Source organism: Pseudomonas sp. 09C 129 (assembly GCF_002843625.1).
GTDB classification, from domain to species: domain Bacteria; phylum Pseudomonadota; class Gammaproteobacteria; order Pseudomonadales; family Pseudomonadaceae; genus Aquipseudomonas; species Aquipseudomonas chlororaphis.
This window is the reverse complement of sequence record NZ_CP025261.1, coordinates 804,252-820,125: the sequence shown is the minus strand read 5'-3', so window position 1 is coordinate 820,125 and position 15,874 is coordinate 804,252. Positions and strand designations below refer to the sequence as shown.

The following is a 15,874-nucleotide window of genomic DNA, read 5'->3' as shown; positions in this document are numbered from 1 at the left end:
CCCTGGCCCGGGCAGCCGACAAGGGCTGCACCGCCGCCGGGAAGGCAAACAGGATGCCAATACCCGGGCCAGACATCGGCGGCCCTTGCAGCGGCCGCTGGCTGCCGACAAGCTATGCTCCATTCGCGACTCCATGTCTTAGGGAAGAAGGCCTACCCATATGCGCATTCTCGTTACCGGCGGTGCCGGTTTTATTGGATCGGCGCTGATTCGCCACCTGATCCGCAACACCGAACACGAGGTGCTCAACCTCGACAAGCTGACCTACGCAGGCAACCTGGAGTCGCTTTCGAGTATCGCCGCCGACACCCGCTACGAGTTCGTCCAGGCCGATATCGTCGACCAGGCCAGCGTCAGCGCCCTGCTCGCGCGTTTCCAGCCCCAGGCGATCATGCACCTGGCCGCCGAGTCCCACGTCGACCGCTCCATCGACGGTCCGTCGGACTTCATCCAGACCAACATCGTCGGCACCTACAGCCTGCTGGAAGCCACCCGCGCCTACTGGCAGGCCCTGCCGCCGACGGAAAAAAGCGCCTTCCGCTTCCACCACATTTCCACCGACGAGGTGTATGGCGACCTGCACGGCGTCGACGACCTGTTCACCGAAACCACGCCCTACGCCCCCAGCTCGCCCTACTCCGCCAGCAAGGCCGCGTCCGACCACCTGGTCCGCGCCTGGCAACGCACCTACGGCCTGCCGGTACTGGTCACCAACTGCTCGAACAACTACGGGCCGTTCCACTTCCCGGAAAAACTCATCCCGCTGGTGATCCTCAACGCCCTGGCCGGAAAACCGCTGCCGGTGTACGGCAACGGCCTGCAAGTGCGCGACTGGCTGTTCGTCGAAGACCACGCCCGCGCCCTGCTCAAGGTGGTGACCGAAGGCGTGGTCGGCGAGACCTACAACATCGGCGGCCACAACGAACAGACAAACATCGACGTGGTACGCGGCATCTGCCAACTGCTGGAAGAGCTGGCGCCAGGCAAGCCCGAAGGCGTGCAGCACTACGCCGACCTGATCACCTTCGTCCAGGACCGCCCCGGCCACGACCTGCGCTACGCCATCGACGCCGGCAAGATCGAGCGCGAACTGGGCTGGGTACCGCAAGAAACCTTCGCCAGCGGCCTGCGCAAGACCGTGCAGTGGTACCTGGACAACCAGGAATGGTGCCAGCACGTGCAGGACGGCAGCTATCAAGGGCAACGGCTCGGTTTCACTGACTTCAAGGATCTGATCGCATGATGAAAGGTATCGTTCTGGCGGGTGGCTCGGGCACCCGCCTGCACCCGATCACCCTGGGTGTGTCCAAGCAACTGCTGCCGGTCTACGACAAACCGATGATCTATTACCCGATCTCGGTGCTGATGCTGGCCGGCATCAAGGACATCCTGCTGATTTCCACCCCCCAGGACCTGCCGCAGTACCGCAACCTGCTGGGCGACGGCAGCCAGTTCGGGGTGCGCTTCAGCTACGCCGAACAACCGTCGCCGGACGGCCTGGCGCAGGCGTTCCTGATCGGCGAGCAATTCATTGGCGACGACCCTGTGTGCCTGATCCTCGGCGACAACATCTTCCACGGCCAACACTTCACCGAGAAGCTGCAGAACGCCGCGGCGAAACCCTCCGGTGCGACGGTCTTCGGCTACTGGGTCAAGGACCCGCAGCGCTTTGGCGTAATCGACTTCGACGCACAGGGCAACGCTCTTTCGATCGAGGAAAAGCCTCTGCACCCCAAGTCCAGCTACGCCGTGACCGGGCTGTATTTCTACGACAACGCGGTGGTCGAGATCGCCAAGGCGGTCAAGCCTTCGGCGCGCGGTGAACTGGAAATCACCGACGTCAACAATGCCTACCTGCAACGCGGCGACCTCAGCGTCGAACGTTTCGGCCGTGGCTTCGCCTGGCTCGACACCGGCACCCACGACAGCCTGCTGGAAGCCTCGCAGTACGTGCAGACCATCGAGCACCGCCAGGGCCTGAAAGTCGCCTGCCTCGAGGAAATCGCCTACAACCAGGGCTGGATCGACCGCGAGCATCTGCTCGAACACGCCAAGTACTTCGGCAAGACCGGTTACGGCCAATACCTCTATAGCCTGGCGGGGGAAACCCAATGAAGGTCCTGGCCACCGAACTGCCCGGCGTGCTGATCATCGAGCCCAAGGTGTTTGGCGACGAGCGCGGTTTTTTCTACGAGAGCTTCAATGCCAAGGCGTTCGAAGAAGCAACCGGCGTGCGCACCCAGTTCGTCCAGGACAACCATTCGCGCTCGCAAAAGGGCGTGCTGCGTGGCCTGCACTACCAGATCGAAAACACCCAGGGAAAACTGGTGCGGGTGGTCGCCGGCGAAGTACTCGACGTGACGGTGGACATCCGTCGCAGCTCGCCGCACTTCGGTAAGTGGGTCGGGGTGCGGCTGTCCGCGGACAACCATCGCCAGCTGTGGGTACCGGAAGGCTTCGCCCATGGTTTCGTGGTGCTGAGCGAGTACGCCGAGTTCCTCTACAAGACCACCGACTACTACACCCCGGCGTCCGAACGCTGCATTCGCTGGGACGATCCGACCCTGGCCATCGACTGGCAACTCACAGGCCCGGCGCAGCTCTCGGCCAAGGATCAGGCCGGCAAATTGCTCAGCGAAGCCGAGCTGTTCCCATGAGCGGCCGGTTGAAGATCCTCATCAGCGGCCAGCACGGCCAGGTCTCCCAGGCCCTGCAACAGCGCCTGGGAAACCAGCATGAATTGATCGTGCCCGGGCGCGGCCTGCTCGACCTGACACGCCCGGACGCCATTCGCCAGCAAATGCGCAGCCTGCGCCCGCAGCTGATCATCAACGCGGCCGCCCACACCGCCGTTGATCAGGCCCAGAGTGAGCCGGAGCTGGCCTTTGCGATCAATGCCAGCGCCCCCGGGGTGCTCGCCGAGGAAGCGCGGGAACTGGGCATCCCGCTGATTCACTACTCCACCGATTATGTCTTCGACGGCAGCAAGCAGGCCCCCTACACCGAAGACGATGAACCCCACCCGCTGAGCGTCTACGGCCAGAGCAAACTCGCCGGCGAACGGGCCATCGCCGCGGCAGGTGGCGAACACCTGATCCTGCGCACCAGCTGGGTGTATTCGAACACCGGCAAGAACTTCCTGCTGACCATGCAACGCCTGCTGCAGGAAAAACCGCACTTGCGCGTGGTCGCCGACCAGATCGGCGCGCCTACCTGGGCCGGCACCATCGCCGCCAGCACTGCCGCCCTGATCGAGCGCTGGCAGGCCGGCCAGCCAGGAGCCTGGGGGACCTACCACCTGACCGCGGCTGGCGAGACCTCCTGGTTCGGCTTCGCCCAGGCCATCGGCGAGCACCTGCTGGCCCAAGGCAAAACCTGCGCGACCCTGGAGGCGATCCCCTCCAGCGCCTATCCGACACCCGCGCCACGGCCGCTGAACTCGCGCCTCGATTGCCGCCGCCTGGAGCGCGAGTGGGGCGTGCGCCAGCCTGAGTGGCGCAGCGCATTGCACGAGTGTCTTGCCGAGCAGGGGTAGGCATAATGCGCCTGTACCCACAGGCGCATGTCCCTCATGACCCCACCTCTCCCTCGACGCCCCCGCTGGCGTAGCCTGGCTTTGCTGGCCCTGTGCCTGGCGCCGCTGCTGTGGCCGCTGGAGCACCTGGCCGAGCGTTATTACCGCAGCGAACTGGCGGGCCAGAACCGCCAGACCCTCGACCTCTACGTCGCCAACCTGCTGGGCACCCTGCACCGCTATGAGGTGCTGCCGCAGATTCTCGGCGAGCTGCCAGCGTTGCGTGCGGTCCTCGGTGCGCCGGACGATGGTGTGACCCAGGGCAACGCCAACCGCCTGCTGAAAAACATCAGCGCCCAGACCGGGGCCGAAGTGATGTACCTGATGGACACCTCCGGCGACACCCTGGCGGCGTCCAACTGGGACAAGCACGACAGTTTCGTTGGCCGCAATTTCTCCTTCCGCCCCTATTTCAGCGAAGCCATGGCCGGACGCCTGGGGCGTTTCTTCGGCCTGGGCACCACCTCGGCCAAGCGCGGTTATTTCTTCGCCGCCGCCGTGCGCAACGGCGAGAAAATCATCGGCGTGCTGGTGGTCAAGGTCGACCTGGACCACACCGAAAGCCTCTGGGGCAAAACCCCCGAGCAACTGGTGGTCACCGATCACAATGGCGTGGTGATCCTCACTTCGCGCGCGGAATGGCGTTTCCGCTCGACCCGCCCGCTGACTGAAGACGAAAGCCAGGCCATCGTCGCCATCCAGCCCTACCCGACCCGCGATCCACGGCCGTTGAACCTCGACTCCAATGCCTGGCTGACCCAGACCCGGCAGATCGACGAAACCGGCTGGAGTGTGAGCATCCTCGCTCCGCGTACCCTGATCGATCGCCCGGTGCGCACCGTGGTGGCGGTGGGCGGCGCCACGCTGCTGGTCTTGATGCTGCTGCTCGGCTTGATGATGCAGCGCCGTCGCCACTACCTGGAACGCATCGCCTTCGAAGCCAAGGCCCGGCGCGAGCTGGAAATGCGCGTGGCCGAACGCACCAGCGACCTGGAAGGCCTGAACCGTCGCCTCAAGCAGGAAGTGCTGGAGCGCGAACACGCCCAGCAGGAACTGGTGCGCGCCCAGGACGACCTGGTGCAGGCCGGCAAGCTCTCGGCCCTGGGCACCATGTCGGCGAGCATCAGCCATGAGCTCAACCAGCCGCTGGCGGCGATCCGCAGCTACGCGGAAAACGCCGAGGTGCTGCTGGACCACCAGCGCACCGAGGACGCCCGCGGCAACCTCAAGCTGATCAGCGAACTGACCGGGCGCATGGCCTCGATCATCGCCCACCTGCGCGCCTTTGCCCGCCGCGACCGCCACGCGCCGGAAAGCGTCGCCCTGCAACCGGCGCTGGACGATGCCTTGGCACTGCTGGCCAAGCGCCGACGGGCGATGGAAGTGGAGCTGATCCGCGACCTGCCGGCGGCCACCCTGTGGGTCGAGGCCGGGGAGACGCGGCTGCGCCAGGTGCTCGGCAACCTGCTGGCCAACGCCCTGGACGCGCTGACCGAAAAAGGCCCGCCGCGCAAACTCTGGCTGAGTGCCGAATCCACCGCCACGGGCGTCAATCTGTACATTCGCGACAACGGCCCGGGCTTCTGCATGGAGGCCCTGGGCCGCGCCGGCGAGCCTTTCTACACCACCAAGACCCGTACCCAGGGCCTTGGCCTGGGCCTGGCGATCTGCGACACCCTGATGCGCGCCTTCGGCGGTGAACTGTCGTTCTCCAACCACCGCGAAGGCGGCGCCCTGATTACCCTGCGGCTGCGCGCCGGCGCGCCGGGAGTGAGCCTGCAACCGTCCGAGGACCGCAGCGTATGAGTACACCGATCACCAGTGACGTGCAGGTGGTGTTGATCGACGACGATCCGCACCTGCGCCAGGCCCTGAGCCAGACCCTGGACCTGGCCGGGCTGAAGATCCTGCCGCTGGGCGAAGCCCAGGGCCTGGCCGCGCGCCTGGAGCGCGACTGGCCGGGGGTGGTGGTCAGCGACATCCGCATGCCGGGCATGGACGGCCTCGAACTGCTCGGCGAACTGCACGGCCAGGACCCTGAGCTGCCGGTGCTGCTGATCACCGGCCACGGCGATGTGCCGCTGGCGGTGCAGGCAATGCGCGCCGGGGCCTATGACTTCCTGGAGAAACCCTTTGCCAGCGATGCCCTGCTCGACAGCGTGCGCCGCGCCCTGGCCCTGCGCCGCCTGGTGCTGGACAACCGCAGCCTGCGCCTGGCCCTGAGCGATCGCCAGGAGCTCAGCGCGCGGCTGGTCGGGCTGTCGGCGCCGATCCTGCGTCTGCGTGAACAGATCGGCGCCTTGGCGGCGACCAAGGCCGACGTGCTGATCCTCGGCGAGACCGGCGCCGGCAAGGAAGTGGTGGCGCGGGCGCTGCACGACCTGTCGAGCCGGCGCAACGGCCCGTTCGTGGCGATCAACGCCGGCGCCCTGGCCGAATCGGTGGTCGAAAGCGAACTGTTCGGCCACGAGCCGGGGGCCTTTACCGGTGCGCAGAAACGCCGCATCGGCAAGTTCGAATTCGCCAACGGCGGCACGCTGTTCCTCGATGAAATCGAAAGCATGAGCCTGGACGTGCAGGTCAAGCTGCTGCGCATGCTGCAGGAACGTGTGGTGGAACGCCTGGGCGGCAATCAACTGATCCCGCTGGACATCCGCATCATCGCCGCGACCAAGGAAGACCTGCGCCAGGCGGCCGACCAGGGGCGTTTCCGCGCCGACCTGTATTACCGCCTGAATGTCGCGCCGCTGCGTATTCCACCGTTGCGCGAGCGTGGCGAAGACGCCCTGCTGCTGTTCCAGCATTTCGCCGACGAGGCCAGCTCCCGCCACGGCCTGCCGCCCCACGAACTGCAACCTGGGCAGCGCGCCCTGCTGCTGCGCCACAGTTGGCCGGGCAATGTGCGCGAACTGCAGAACGCCGCCGAACGCTTCGCCCTCGGCCTGGAACTGGCCCTGGACAACAGCGCGGCGGATGGCGGCTCCTCGCAGCCGGCGCCGACGGTGGTCGAGGGCGGCCTGAGCGAACAGGTGGAGAACTTCGAAAAGAGCCTGATCGCCGCCGAGCTGGCCCGCTCCCACAACTCCCTGCGCAGCCTCGCCGAAGCCCTGGGTATTCCGCGCAAGACCCTGCATGACAAACTGCGCAAACACGGCCTGAGCTTCGGCGACAGCGGCGCCAGTTCGGGCGGCGACGATATCGAGTGAGCGATGCCGACTAATCTTGTTAATGCACCATTTCACCACCGAGGCCCTGCATGAACCGCGACAGTCGTCACCTGGAATCCATCCTCCATCACGACATTCCCCTGACGCGGGACATGGGCCTGAAAGTGCTCGACTGGCACGCGCATGAGCTGCGCCTGCAACTGCCGCTGGAAGCCAACGTCAATCACAAGAGCACCATGTTCGGCGGCAGCCTGTATTGCGGCGCGGTGCTGGCCGGCTGGGGCTGGCTGCACCTGCGGCTGAAAGAAGCGGGGATCGACGACGGGCACATCGTGATTCAGGAAGGGCAGATCAATTACCCGCTACCGGTGACCAGCGACGCCACGGCCATCTGCGCCGCGCCGAGCGAAGAGGTGTGGCACAGGTTCGTGACCATGTATGAGCGCTACGGCCGCGCGCGGCTGATCTTGCACACCCGGGTGGTGAATGCCGGCAGCGATGAAGATGCGGTGCGCTTCACCGGGCAGTACGTGTTGCACCGATGAACCTGTAGCCGCTGGCGCAGCCTGCGATCGGCTGCGCAGCAGTCGTAAACGGCCAGCGCGGTGTGTCAGACGGAATATCGCCAGTCGATCCACGGCCGCTTCGACGGAGTACCGCCCAGCCCGATCATTGGCTAAGCCAGCGGCTACAAGGATCAGCCGCGCGCCAGCTCCAGCAAGCGCCCACGCCATGCGGCCTTGGCCGGCAGCGCCAGGAAGAAGCCATTGAGCAGCGACTCCCGCGCCGGGTAGCAGAACGGCGCGCCACTCAGATCCAGCACCTCGCCTCCGGCGCCCTCCAGCACGCCTTGGGCCGCCGCGGTGTCCCACTGCGAGGTCGGCGCCAGTCGCGGATAACAATCCGCCGCGCCTTCGGCCAGCAGGCAGAACTTCAACGAGCTGCCGATGTTCGCCAGTTGCAACTCGCCCAGGGTCGCGCTCAACCCGGCCAGCAGACGCTCCTGCTCGGGGCTGGTATGCCGACGGCTGGCGACCACGGTGAAGGCTTCGCCCGCCGTCAGGCTATCACGCACCTGGATCGCCACCGGCGCCTGGCCCTTGTCCGCGCGCCAGGCACCGAGGCCGGCGCCGCCGAAATAGCAGCGACCGCTGGTCGGCATCGATACCACGCCGAACACCACCCGCCCGTCTTCGATCAGGGCGATATTGACGGTGAACTCTTCGCTGCCGGAGATGAACTCCTTGGTGCCGTCCAGCGGGTCCACCAGCCACCAGCGCTGCCAGCCGGCACGCACGTCCTGGGGAATGTCGGCGTCTTCTTCGGAGAGCACCGGGATGCTCGGGTCCAGCGCGGTCAGGCCTTGCACGATCAGGTGGTGGGCCGCCAGATCGGCGGCGGTCACCGGCGACTCGTCGGCCTTGCTGGTGACGGCGACGTTGGCGCGCCAGAACGGCAGGATCGCCTCGCCCGCCTGCAAGGCCAGGTCGATCACCGGCGCCAGCAACGGATGGGGAAAATTCATCGATGGTTCACTCATGCTTGGAAGGCGCCGCGCTGGGTCAGCAGATCGCGGGCCAGGTACAGCGCGGCCAGGGCGCGGCCCTCGGTGAATTGCGGGTTCTGCGCCAGGCTCGACAGCTCGCGCAGGTTGATCTTGTCCACGCGCATCGGCTCGGGCTCGTCGCCCTCCAGCCGTTCCTCGTAGAGGTCGGTGGCCAGCACCACCTGGATCTTCTGGCTCATGTAGCCGGGGGACAACGACAGCTCGGTCAGGTGTTCCAGTTGCCGCGCACCAAAACCGGCCTCCTCCTTGAGCTCACGCTCGGCGGCGGCCAGCACATCCTCGCCAGGCTCGATCAGGCCCTTGGGCAGCGACAGCTCGTAGGCGTCGGTGCCGCCGCAATATTCCTCGACCAGCACCGCGTGATCGGCATCGAGCATCGCCACGATCATCACCGCGCCATAGCCCGCGCCCTTGCCCACCAGGCGCTCGTAGGTGCGCTCCACACCGTTGGAAAAGCGCAACTGCACCGCTTCGACGCAAAACAGACGGCTGGTGGCGACGATCTCGCGGGCGAGTACGGTGGGTTTCTGGCGCATAAAAGGCTCCTTGGCGTGAACGCGCTACTATAACGCGGCTTTCCCGATTGTTTGTGTCGGATATCTTTCTACCGTTCGAGACGTTTTCCATGCCTTCACTGCCCTGGCGCGACATCGATACCGTTCTGCTGGATATGGACGGTACCTTGCTGGACCTGCACTACGACAACCACTTCTGGATGGAGCACCTGCCCCAGCGCTATGCCGAGCTGCATGGCGTCAGCCGCGCCATGGCGGAAATGGAATTGCAGCCGCTGTTCGAGCGTAACGCCGGACAGTTGCAGTGGTATTGCCTGGACTTCTGGAGCGCCGAACTGAAACTGCCGGTGCGCGAACTGAAGCTGGAGACCGCCCACCTGATCGCCCTGCGCCCGGACGCCGACACCTTTCTCACGGCGATCAAGCAGGCTGGCAAACGCGTGGTGCTGATCACCAATGCGCACCGTGATTCGTTGTCATTGAAGTTGGAAAAAGTCGAGCTGGCGCCCTATTTCGAACGTTTGATCAGTTCCCACGATTACGGCTTCGCCAAGGAGAACCCGCAGTTCTGGGATGCGTTGCAAGCGGATATCGGCTTCGATCCGGCACGCAGCCTGTTTATCGACGACACCCTGCCGATCCTGCGCAGCGCGCGGAATTTCGGCGTGGCCCATCTATTGGCGGTGAGTGAACCGGACAGCCGCAAGGGGCCGAAAGACACGGCGGAGTTTGCCGCGGTGGGGGATTATCGAGCATTGATCGAAGGGTTGTAGAGCAATCCTGTAGCCGCTGCCCCAGGCTGCGATCGACCGTGAAAGGGTCGTAGCGATGTTGATCGCCAAAGGTCCTTCGGACCTTATCGCAGCCTTCGGCAGCGGCTACAGACCGAGCATTACTCGGGAATGCGCAGTACCTGGCCCGGATAGATCTTGTCCGGGTGCGACAGCAGCGGCTTGTTGGCCTCGAAGATCTTGTTGTACTTGTTGGCGTCGCCGTACACGGCCTTGGAAATGGCGCTGAGGGTGTCGCCTTTTTTCACGGTGACGAAACGCGCGGCAGCCGCCACAGGACCGGTGACGGTGATCTGGTCGTCGACGCTGCCGACTCCTTCGATGTTGCCCACGGCCAGCAGAATCTTTTCCTTCTCTTCCTGACTGGCCACTTCGCCGGTCACGATGACCTTGTCGCCTTCCACGGTAGCCTGGACGTTGGGGTTACCCAGGCCGACCTTGGCGATGTGATCCTTCAGCTGTTCGCTCGCATTGGCGTTACCCGGCGTCAACAAATCGATAAGCTTTTCGCCCGCTTCTTTCACAAAGCTAAAAATACTCATGGTGCACACTCCTTGGGTTTTATGGGTCCAGACGCGAAAGACTAGACCAGCCTTGAGAGACGAGGTTCAAAATCGACCAATGACTCTCTGCCCGGCAAGCACGCTAGAATCGCCTCCCCCCAGCGCCCAGGAAGCGAAGATGGACATCAAGCAGCTGAAATTCCTCATCGCTCTCGACGAAACCCGCCACTTCGGCCAGGCCGCCGCGCGCTGCCACATCACCCAGCCGACCCTGTCCATGCGCCTGCGCAACCTCGAGGAAGAACTCGAGCTGCCGCTGGTCAACCGCGGCCAGCGTTTCGAGGGCTTCACCGCTCCGGGGGAACGGGTGCTGGCCTGGGCCCGCAGCGTGCTGGCCGCCTACGACGGGTTGCAGGCCGAGGCGGCCGCCTGTCGCGGCAATCTGGTCGGCACCCTGCGCCTGGGGGTGGTACCGCTGTCGAGTTTCGACCCGCTGCCACTGATGCAGCGCCTGCACCAGGCGCACCCGAATGTGCGCTTCGAGTTGTCGGCGCTCAGTTCCGAGCAGATCCTCGAACAGCTGGCGAGCAATCGCCTGGATATCGGCGTTTCCTATCTGGAGCGCCTGGACAGCGAACGCTTCGAATCCCTGGCCCTGGGCGAAACCCGCATGGGCCTGCTCTACGACCAACGCTTCTTCAGCTTCGGCGAACAGCCCCTGAGTTGGGAGGCGGTGATCGAACTGCCGCTGGGCATGCTGACCAGCGGCATGCATTTTCGCCAGTCCATCGACCATAACTTCCACAGTCGCGGCCTCACCCCTCAACCGCTGCTGCAGACCGATGCCGTGCATCAATTGCTGCAAGCCGTACATGGCGGCCTGTGCTGCGCGATCATGCCGCTGGACGGCGGCCTGGAAGCCCTCACCGAGCACCTGCGCCTGCAGCCCATAGCAGACGCCAACACCCTGGCGCACCTGGGCCTGATCATGCGCCGCAGCGCACCGCGCTCGGCCCTGGCCGAGGCGTGCTTCGCCCTGCAGCAGAAATCACCGAGCGAGTCTTGATCGACGGCATCTATCGGCACATCAGTACTAGCAATTAGACGCGACACTTTGACGCGCTTAGTCTTAGGGCTGGATATTCCGCCGGTGATGCCCCATGAAACCCCAGCGCCCGGCTTGCGCGACGCCCACTGCGAAAACACCCGCGCCCGCCGCCAGCCAGAACTACCGCTACAGCAACCTCGACCACACGGAATCGGCCAGCACCGCGCTCGCCGAGGAAGTCGCGCTGGCGATCGCCTATAACGGCATCAGCCAGGCCGTGATGCTGGTCACCCCCAGCGACCTCGAAGACTTCATCGTCGGCTTCAGCCTCGGCAGCGGCATCATCGGCGACGCCTCGGACATCTACGACCTGCAACTGAGCGGCAGCGGTTCGGCCCAGTACGCCCAGGTGCAGATCTCCAGCCGCGCCTTCTGGAATCTCAAGCAGCAACGCCGGCAACTGGCCGGCACCAGCGGTTGCGGCCTGTGCGGCGTGGAAGCCGTGGAACAGGCCCTGCCGGACCTCAAGGTGCTGCCCGGCGCGCCATTGCCGCCCGCCCAATGGCTCGATGGCCTGCGCCAGCGCATCAGCGCCTTCCAGCCCCTGGGCCAGCACTCCGGCGCGGTGCATGCGGCGGTGTTCATGAACGCCCAGGGCGAGTTGCTGCTGGGCCGTGAAGATATCGGCCGGCACAACGCCCTGGACAAGCTGATCGGCGCGTTGATCCGCCAGAACATACCTACTGCCGGCGGCGTGGCCATCGTCACCAGCCGTTGCAGCCTGGAACTGATCCAGAAAGTCCTGCGTGCCGGCATCCAGACCCTGGTCAGTCTGTCGGCCCCCACCGGCCTGGCCCTGCAATGGGCACGCCGGCACAACCTCAACCTCATTCACCTGCCGCAAAAAAGTGCGCCACGGGTCTATAGCCCTGCGATGGAGAAACAAGCGTGACCACTCATCACCAAGCCGACCAGACACCCACCCCGCGCTACAAGCCCTACAAGGGCCCGGCCGGCGGCTGGGGCGCGCTCATCAGCGTCGCCCAGGCCTGGCTGACGAGTGACAACGCCCTGAAAAACCTGCGCATGATGCTCAAGACCAACCAGAACGGCGGTTTCGACTGCCCGGGCTGCGCCTGGGGCGACTCGCCGGAAAGCGGCATGGTCAAGTTCTGCGAGAACGGCGCCAAGGCGGTGAACTGGGAGGCCACCAAACGCCGCGTGGATGGCAAGTTCTTCGCCAAGCACAGCGTCAGCTCGCTGCTGGAGCAGAGCGACTACTGGCTCGAATACCAGGGCCGCCTGACCGAGCCCCTGAGCTACGACGCCGAAACCGACCGCTACAAGCCCATCAGTTGGGAAGCGGCCTTCGCCCTGATCGGCAAGCACCTGCGAGCACTGCCCAACCCGGACATGGCCGAGTTCTATACTTCGGGCCGCGCCAGCAACGAAGCGGCGTACCTGTACCAGCTGTTCGTGCGCGCCTATGGCACCAACAACTTCCCCGACTGCTCGAACATGTGCCACGAAGCCAGCGGCGTGGCCCTGGCGCAAAGCGTCGGCGTCGGCAAAGGCACCGTGACCTTCGACGACTTCGAGCATGCCGATGCAATTTTCGTCTGGGGCCAGAACCCCGGCACCAACCACCCACGGATGCTCGAGCCGCTGCGCGAAGCAGTGAAACGCGGGGCCCAGGTGGTGTGCATCAACCCGCTGAAAGAACGCGGCCTGGAACGCTTCCAGCATCCGCAGCACCCGATCGAAATGCTCACCAATGGCAACAAGCCGACCAACACCGCCTACTTCCGCCCGGCCCTGGGCGGCGACATGGCGGTGGTCCGCGGCATGGCCAAGTTCCTCCTGCAATGGGAACGCGACGCCCAGAAGACTGGCGCGCCGGCGGTGTTCGATCACGACTTCCTCAACGAACACACCGCCGCCGTACTGGATTACCTGGGCGTCATCGACGACACCCCATGGGACGACATCGTCGAGCAGTCCGGCCTGACCCTGATGGAGATCGAGCGCGCGGCACGCATGTACGCCAAGGGCAAGAACGTGATCATGTGCTGGGCCATGGGCATCACCCAGCATCGCCACTCGGTGCCGACCATCCAGGAAGTCGCCAACCTGATGCTGCTGCGCGGCAATATCGGCCGTCCGGGCGCCGGCCTGTGCCCGGTGCGCGGCCACAGCAACGTGCAGGGCGACCGCACCATGGGCATCAACGAACAGCCGCCGGTGGCCTTCCTCGACGCCCTGGAGCGGCGCTTCCAGTTCAAGGTGCCACGCGAGAACGGCCATAACGTGGTCGAGGCGATCCACGCCATGCTCGAAGGCCGTTCGACAGTCTTCATCGGCCTGGGCGGCAACTTCGCCCAAGCCACCCCGGACAGCCCGCGGACCTTCCAGGCCCTGCGCAACTGCGATCTGACCGTGCAGATCAGCACCAAGCTCAATCGCAGCCACCTGGCCCATGGCAAGGAAGCGCTGATCCTGCCGTGCCTGGGCCGTACCGACATCGACCTGCAGAGCGAAGGCCCGCAAGCGGTGACCGTGGAAGACTCCTTCAGCATGGTCCACGCCTCCAACGGCCAGTTGCAGCCGCTGTCGCCACAGATGCGCTCAGAACCGTCGATCCTCGCCGGCATCGCCGCCGCTACCCTGGGCAGCCGCCCGGTGGACTGGAACTGGCTGGTGGCCGACTACAGCCGTATCCGCGACCTGATCGCCGACACCATTCCCGGCTTCAAGGACTTCAACCAGCGGGTAAAAAACCCTGGTGGCTTCTACCTCGGCAACTCGGCCGGCGCGCGGCGCTGGAACACTCCATCGGGCCGCGCCAATTTCCGCCCGAACCTGCTGCCAAAGGATCTGGTGCACGAACGCACCCGCGCCACCGGGCAGTTGCCGGACCTGATCATGCAGTCGATGCGTTCCCACGATCAGTACAACACCACCATCTACGGCCTGGACGACCGCTACCGTGGCGTGAAGGGCCAGCGCGATGTGCTGTTCGTCAACGAAGCCGACATCATCCGCCTGGGCTTCAAGCCGGGGCAGAAAGCCGACATCGTGTCGTTGTGGGATGACGGCCGCGAGCGTCGGGTCAAGGGTTTCACCCTGCTGGCCTTCGATATTCCGGCTGGGCAGGCCGCGGCCTATTACCCAGAGGTGAACCCGCTGGTGCCGCTGGAAAGCATCGGGGACGGCAGCTACACCCCGACCTCGAAGTTCGTCGCGATCCGCCTGGAAGCGGCCAGCGACAGCGGCTTGATCATGGCCCGGTCGGCCTGATCGACGAAATCGCTGGCCCTGTAGCTGCTGCCGCAGGCTGCGATAAGGCGCGCAGCGCCTTCCAGGGCCCTCAAGAGCAACGTCTCCTACGGAGCCGATCGCAGCCTGCGGCAGCGGCTACAGTCAGGAGGTTCCAGCGGCGGCGAAATCGCAGGCACAAAAAAGGCCGCTTCCATCCAGAAGCGGCCTTTTCCAAGTAGCTACAGACTCGCAAAAATAGGATAAGTTCCCTACTAAAAACAATAAGTTACGAGATTGTGTACAACTCGTGCTATTCGTCGGATTTCGATTGTAAGCGCCTCAACACAGCCTCAGGATCGCGCCGTCATCCCTTTGAGGCTCCTCTATGAAGTTCTCCTCGATTCTCTTGTTGTCCCTTGGCCTGGTCAGCGGCGTCGCCTCTGCCGGCGGCACCACAGAAGCAGGTGTGGGCGGCGCATTGGGCGGGGTTCTAGGCTCGGTCGTCGGTCAGTCGATTGGTGGCAACACCGGTTCCACCATCGGTGCCGCACTGGGCGGCGCGGGCGGCAGTGCCGTGGGTGCCGACAGACGCAGCCGTGGCGAAGCCGCTATCGGTGGCGCGCTAGGCGCAGCCGGCGGTAACGTGGTCGGTCGCAGCGTGGGGGGCACCACTGGCAGCCTGATCGGCGCAGCCGCGGGCGGTGGCGTCGGCGGCGCACTGGGTAACCACATGGGCAACTCCAGCGATCGTGACGATCGCCGTTACCGCGATCGCGACTACGACGACCGTCGCTACTACCGCGACGGCCATCCGGGTCGTGGCCATGCCTACGGGCATCGCAAGCACAAACGTCACTGGCGCGACTAAGACCTGAAACGGTCGCAACCCGCTGACACAAAGACCGCAGCCTGACGGCAGCTCCTGTCAGACAGGGTTCATCACCCCCGGGATGAACCCCAAGGAGCCACCCGAAGCAGGCTACGGTCTTTTTTGTGCCTTACACCAGCAAGCGCTCCAGCGCTCCACGCAGCCCGGCGGGAATCCCTACCGGCTGATTCGATGCCCGATCGACGAACACATGCACGAAGCGCCCCGCCGCGCAGGCATCGGTTTCCCCCGCCTTGAACACCGCCAGCTCGTACTGCACCGAACTGTTGCCCAGCTTGCCGACGCGCATGCCGATCTCGATGCGCTCGGGGAAAGCGATCGAGGCAAAGTAATCGCAGGCCGAACTCACCACAAAGCCCACCACCTCGCCGTCATGGATATCCAGGCCGCCCTCCTCGATCAGGTAGGTGTTCACCGCCGTGTCGAAGAAGCTGTAGTAGGTGACGTTATTCACATGACCGTACACATCGTTGTCGTGCCAGCGCGTGATGATGGGCTGGAAGTGGCGGTAGTCGGTGCGTTGCGGCATGCGGTCGGTCATTGGCGGGTTCTCGGAGGCAAG

At 64.9% G+C, this 15,874-nt stretch carries 16 protein-coding genes; 12 read left to right on the top strand and 4 right to left on the bottom strand.

All coding sequences use genetic code 11. From position 1 onward, the window contains the following. Positions 1 to 160 precede the first annotated feature (160 nt). From rfbB to CXQ81_RS03775, 7 genes are read left to right on the top strand one after another with little or no spacing between them, the layout of a single operon-like run. Positions 161 to 1,243, top strand: coding sequence for a dTDP-glucose 4,6-dehydratase (gene rfbB, locus CXQ81_RS03805; protein WP_101336525.1), 1,083 nt, complete (start codon positions 161 to 163; stop codon positions 1,241 to 1,243). After that, entirely contained in the window at positions 1,240 to 2,115 is an 876-nt protein-coding gene (rfbA, locus tag CXQ81_RS03800) for a glucose-1-phosphate thymidylyltransferase RfbA (protein WP_101336524.1), read from the top strand. Before rfbB ends, rfbA begins: the two co-directional genes overlap by 4 nt. Continuing rightward, the gene (gene rfbC / locus CXQ81_RS03795; RefSeq protein ID WP_009041723.1) at positions 2,112 to 2,657 is read left to right on the top strand and encodes a dTDP-4-dehydrorhamnose 3,5-epimerase; all 546 of its coding nucleotides are present in this window, start codon (positions 2,112 to 2,114) and stop codon (positions 2,655 to 2,657) included. The genes rfbA and rfbC overlap by 4 nt, the downstream gene beginning before the upstream one ends. Beyond that, positions 2,654 to 3,535, top strand: a complete 882-nt coding sequence (gene rfbD, locus CXQ81_RS03790; RefSeq protein ID WP_101336523.1) for a dTDP-4-dehydrorhamnose reductase — start codon at positions 2,654 to 2,656, stop codon at positions 3,533 to 3,535. The genes rfbC and rfbD overlap by 4 nt, the downstream gene beginning before the upstream one ends. 36 nt (positions 3,536 to 3,571) lie before the next feature. Continuing rightward, positions 3,572 to 5,380, top strand: a complete 1,809-nt coding sequence (locus CXQ81_RS03785) for an ATP-binding protein (protein ID WP_101336522.1) — start codon at positions 3,572 to 3,574, stop codon at positions 5,378 to 5,380. Beyond that, on the top strand, positions 5,377 to 6,780 hold the full coding sequence (locus CXQ81_RS03780) for a sigma-54 dependent transcriptional regulator (RefSeq protein WP_101336521.1): 1,404 nt from the start codon (positions 5,377 to 5,379) through the stop codon (positions 6,778 to 6,780). Before CXQ81_RS03785 ends, CXQ81_RS03780 begins: the two co-directional genes overlap by 4 nt. A gap of 50 nt (positions 6,781 to 6,830) precedes the next feature. After that, the gene (locus CXQ81_RS03775; protein WP_007931705.1) at positions 6,831 to 7,286 is read left to right on the top strand and encodes a YiiD C-terminal domain-containing protein; all 456 of its coding nucleotides are present in this window, start codon (positions 6,831 to 6,833) and stop codon (positions 7,284 to 7,286) included. A gap of 152 nt (positions 7,287 to 7,438) precedes the next feature. On the opposite strand, the gene cysQ is transcribed toward CXQ81_RS03775, so the two are convergent. Together cysQ and nudE are read right to left on the bottom strand one after the other, a co-directional pair. Next, positions 7,439 to 8,266, bottom strand: coding sequence for a 3'(2'),5'-bisphosphate nucleotidase CysQ (gene cysQ, locus CXQ81_RS03770; protein WP_101336520.1), 828 nt, complete (start codon positions 8,264 to 8,266; stop codon positions 7,439 to 7,441). Positions 8,267 to 8,277: 11 nt separating this feature from the next. Continuing rightward, a complete protein-coding gene (gene nudE / locus CXQ81_RS03765) occupies positions 8,278 to 8,844 on the bottom strand; it encodes an ADP compounds hydrolase NudE (RefSeq protein ID WP_007931715.1) in 567 nt (188 codons plus the stop codon). An 89-nt stretch (positions 8,845 to 8,933) separates the two neighbouring features. Here nudE and yrfG point away from each other — a divergent pair, with 89 nt between their 5' ends. Continuing rightward, the gene (gene yrfG / locus CXQ81_RS03760; protein ID WP_101336519.1) at positions 8,934 to 9,596 is read left to right on the top strand and encodes a GMP/IMP nucleotidase; all 663 of its coding nucleotides are present in this window, start codon (positions 8,934 to 8,936) and stop codon (positions 9,594 to 9,596) included. 119 nt (positions 9,597 to 9,715) lie between these two features. Here yrfG and lysM read toward each other — a convergent pair whose 3' ends face one another. Next, on the bottom strand, positions 9,716 to 10,156 hold the full coding sequence (gene lysM / locus CXQ81_RS03755) for a peptidoglycan-binding protein LysM (protein WP_007931719.1): 441 nt from the start codon (positions 10,154 to 10,156) through the stop codon (positions 9,716 to 9,718). 139 nt (positions 10,157 to 10,295) lie between these two features. On the opposite strand from lysM, the gene CXQ81_RS03750 reads away from it, so the two are divergent. The 4 genes from CXQ81_RS03750 (at position 10,296) to CXQ81_RS03735 (ending at position 15,291) form a co-directional block, all read left to right on the top strand. Then, positions 10,296 to 11,183 carry a LysR family transcriptional regulator gene (locus CXQ81_RS03750; RefSeq protein WP_007931721.1) on the top strand — a complete coding sequence of 296 codons (888 nt, stop codon included), beginning with the start codon at positions 10,296 to 10,298 and terminating at the stop codon, positions 11,181 to 11,183. Positions 11,184 to 11,277: 94 nt separating this feature from the next. After that, positions 11,278 to 12,117 (top strand): formate dehydrogenase accessory sulfurtransferase FdhD, encoded by an 840-nt coding sequence (gene fdhD / locus CXQ81_RS03745; protein WP_009046475.1) that lies wholly within the window; start codon positions 11,278 to 11,280, stop codon positions 12,115 to 12,117. Continuing rightward, complete coding sequence (locus CXQ81_RS03740; protein WP_101336518.1) at positions 12,114 to 14,462, top strand: FdhF/YdeP family oxidoreductase; 2,349 nt, start codon at positions 12,114 to 12,116, stop codon at positions 14,460 to 14,462. Before fdhD ends, CXQ81_RS03740 begins: the two co-directional genes overlap by 4 nt. Positions 14,463 to 14,808: 346 nt before the next feature. Continuing rightward, positions 14,809 to 15,291 (top strand): glycine zipper domain-containing protein, encoded by a 483-nt coding sequence (locus CXQ81_RS03735; protein WP_007931726.1) that lies wholly within the window; start codon positions 14,809 to 14,811, stop codon positions 15,289 to 15,291. Between the two features lie 130 nt (positions 15,292 to 15,421). On the opposite strand, the gene CXQ81_RS03730 is transcribed toward CXQ81_RS03735, so the two are convergent. Then, complete coding sequence (locus CXQ81_RS03730; protein ID WP_101336517.1) at positions 15,422 to 15,853, bottom strand: thioesterase family protein; 432 nt, start codon at positions 15,851 to 15,853, stop codon at positions 15,422 to 15,424. Between the last annotated feature and the right edge of the window lie 21 nt (positions 15,854 to 15,874).

Excerpts from the sequence above, each read along its gene's own strand:
- rfbB (WP_101336525.1), top strand. The coding sequence starts at position 161 with ATGCGCATTCTCGTTACCGGCGGTGCCGGTTTTATTGGATCGGCGCTG.
- rfbA (WP_101336524.1), top strand. The coding sequence starts at position 1,240 with ATGATGAAAGGTATCGTTCTGGCGGGTGGCTCGGGCACCCGCCTGCAC.
- rfbC (WP_009041723.1), top strand. The coding sequence starts at position 2,112 with ATGAAGGTCCTGGCCACCGAACTGCCCGGCGTGCTGATCATCGAGCCC.
- rfbD (WP_101336523.1), top strand. The coding sequence starts at position 2,654 with ATGAGCGGCCGGTTGAAGATCCTCATCAGCGGCCAGCACGGCCAGGTC.
- CXQ81_RS03785 (WP_101336522.1), top strand. The coding sequence starts at position 3,572 with ATGACCCCACCTCTCCCTCGACGCCCCCGCTGGCGTAGCCTGGCTTTG.
- CXQ81_RS03780 (WP_101336521.1), top strand. The coding sequence starts at position 5,377 with ATGAGTACACCGATCACCAGTGACGTGCAGGTGGTGTTGATCGACGAC.
- CXQ81_RS03775 (WP_007931705.1), top strand. The coding sequence starts at position 6,831 with ATGAACCGCGACAGTCGTCACCTGGAATCCATCCTCCATCACGACATT.
- cysQ (WP_101336520.1), bottom strand. The coding sequence starts at position 8,266 with ATGAATTTTCCCCATCCGTTGCTGGCGCCGGTGATCGACCTGGCCTTG.
- nudE (WP_007931715.1), bottom strand. The coding sequence starts at position 8,844 with ATGCGCCAGAAACCCACCGTACTCGCCCGCGAGATCGTCGCCACCAGC.
- yrfG (WP_101336519.1), top strand. The coding sequence starts at position 8,934 with ATGCCTTCACTGCCCTGGCGCGACATCGATACCGTTCTGCTGGATATG.
- lysM (WP_007931719.1), bottom strand. The coding sequence starts at position 10,156 with ATGAGTATTTTTAGCTTTGTGAAAGAAGCGGGCGAAAAGCTTATCGAT.
- CXQ81_RS03750 (WP_007931721.1), top strand. The coding sequence starts at position 10,296 with ATGGACATCAAGCAGCTGAAATTCCTCATCGCTCTCGACGAAACCCGC.
- fdhD (WP_009046475.1), top strand. The coding sequence starts at position 11,278 with ATGAAACCCCAGCGCCCGGCTTGCGCGACGCCCACTGCGAAAACACCC.
- CXQ81_RS03735 (WP_007931726.1), top strand. The coding sequence starts at position 14,809 with ATGAAGTTCTCCTCGATTCTCTTGTTGTCCCTTGGCCTGGTCAGCGGC.
- CXQ81_RS03730 (WP_101336517.1), bottom strand. The coding sequence starts at position 15,853 with ATGACCGACCGCATGCCGCAACGCACCGACTACCGCCACTTCCAGCCC.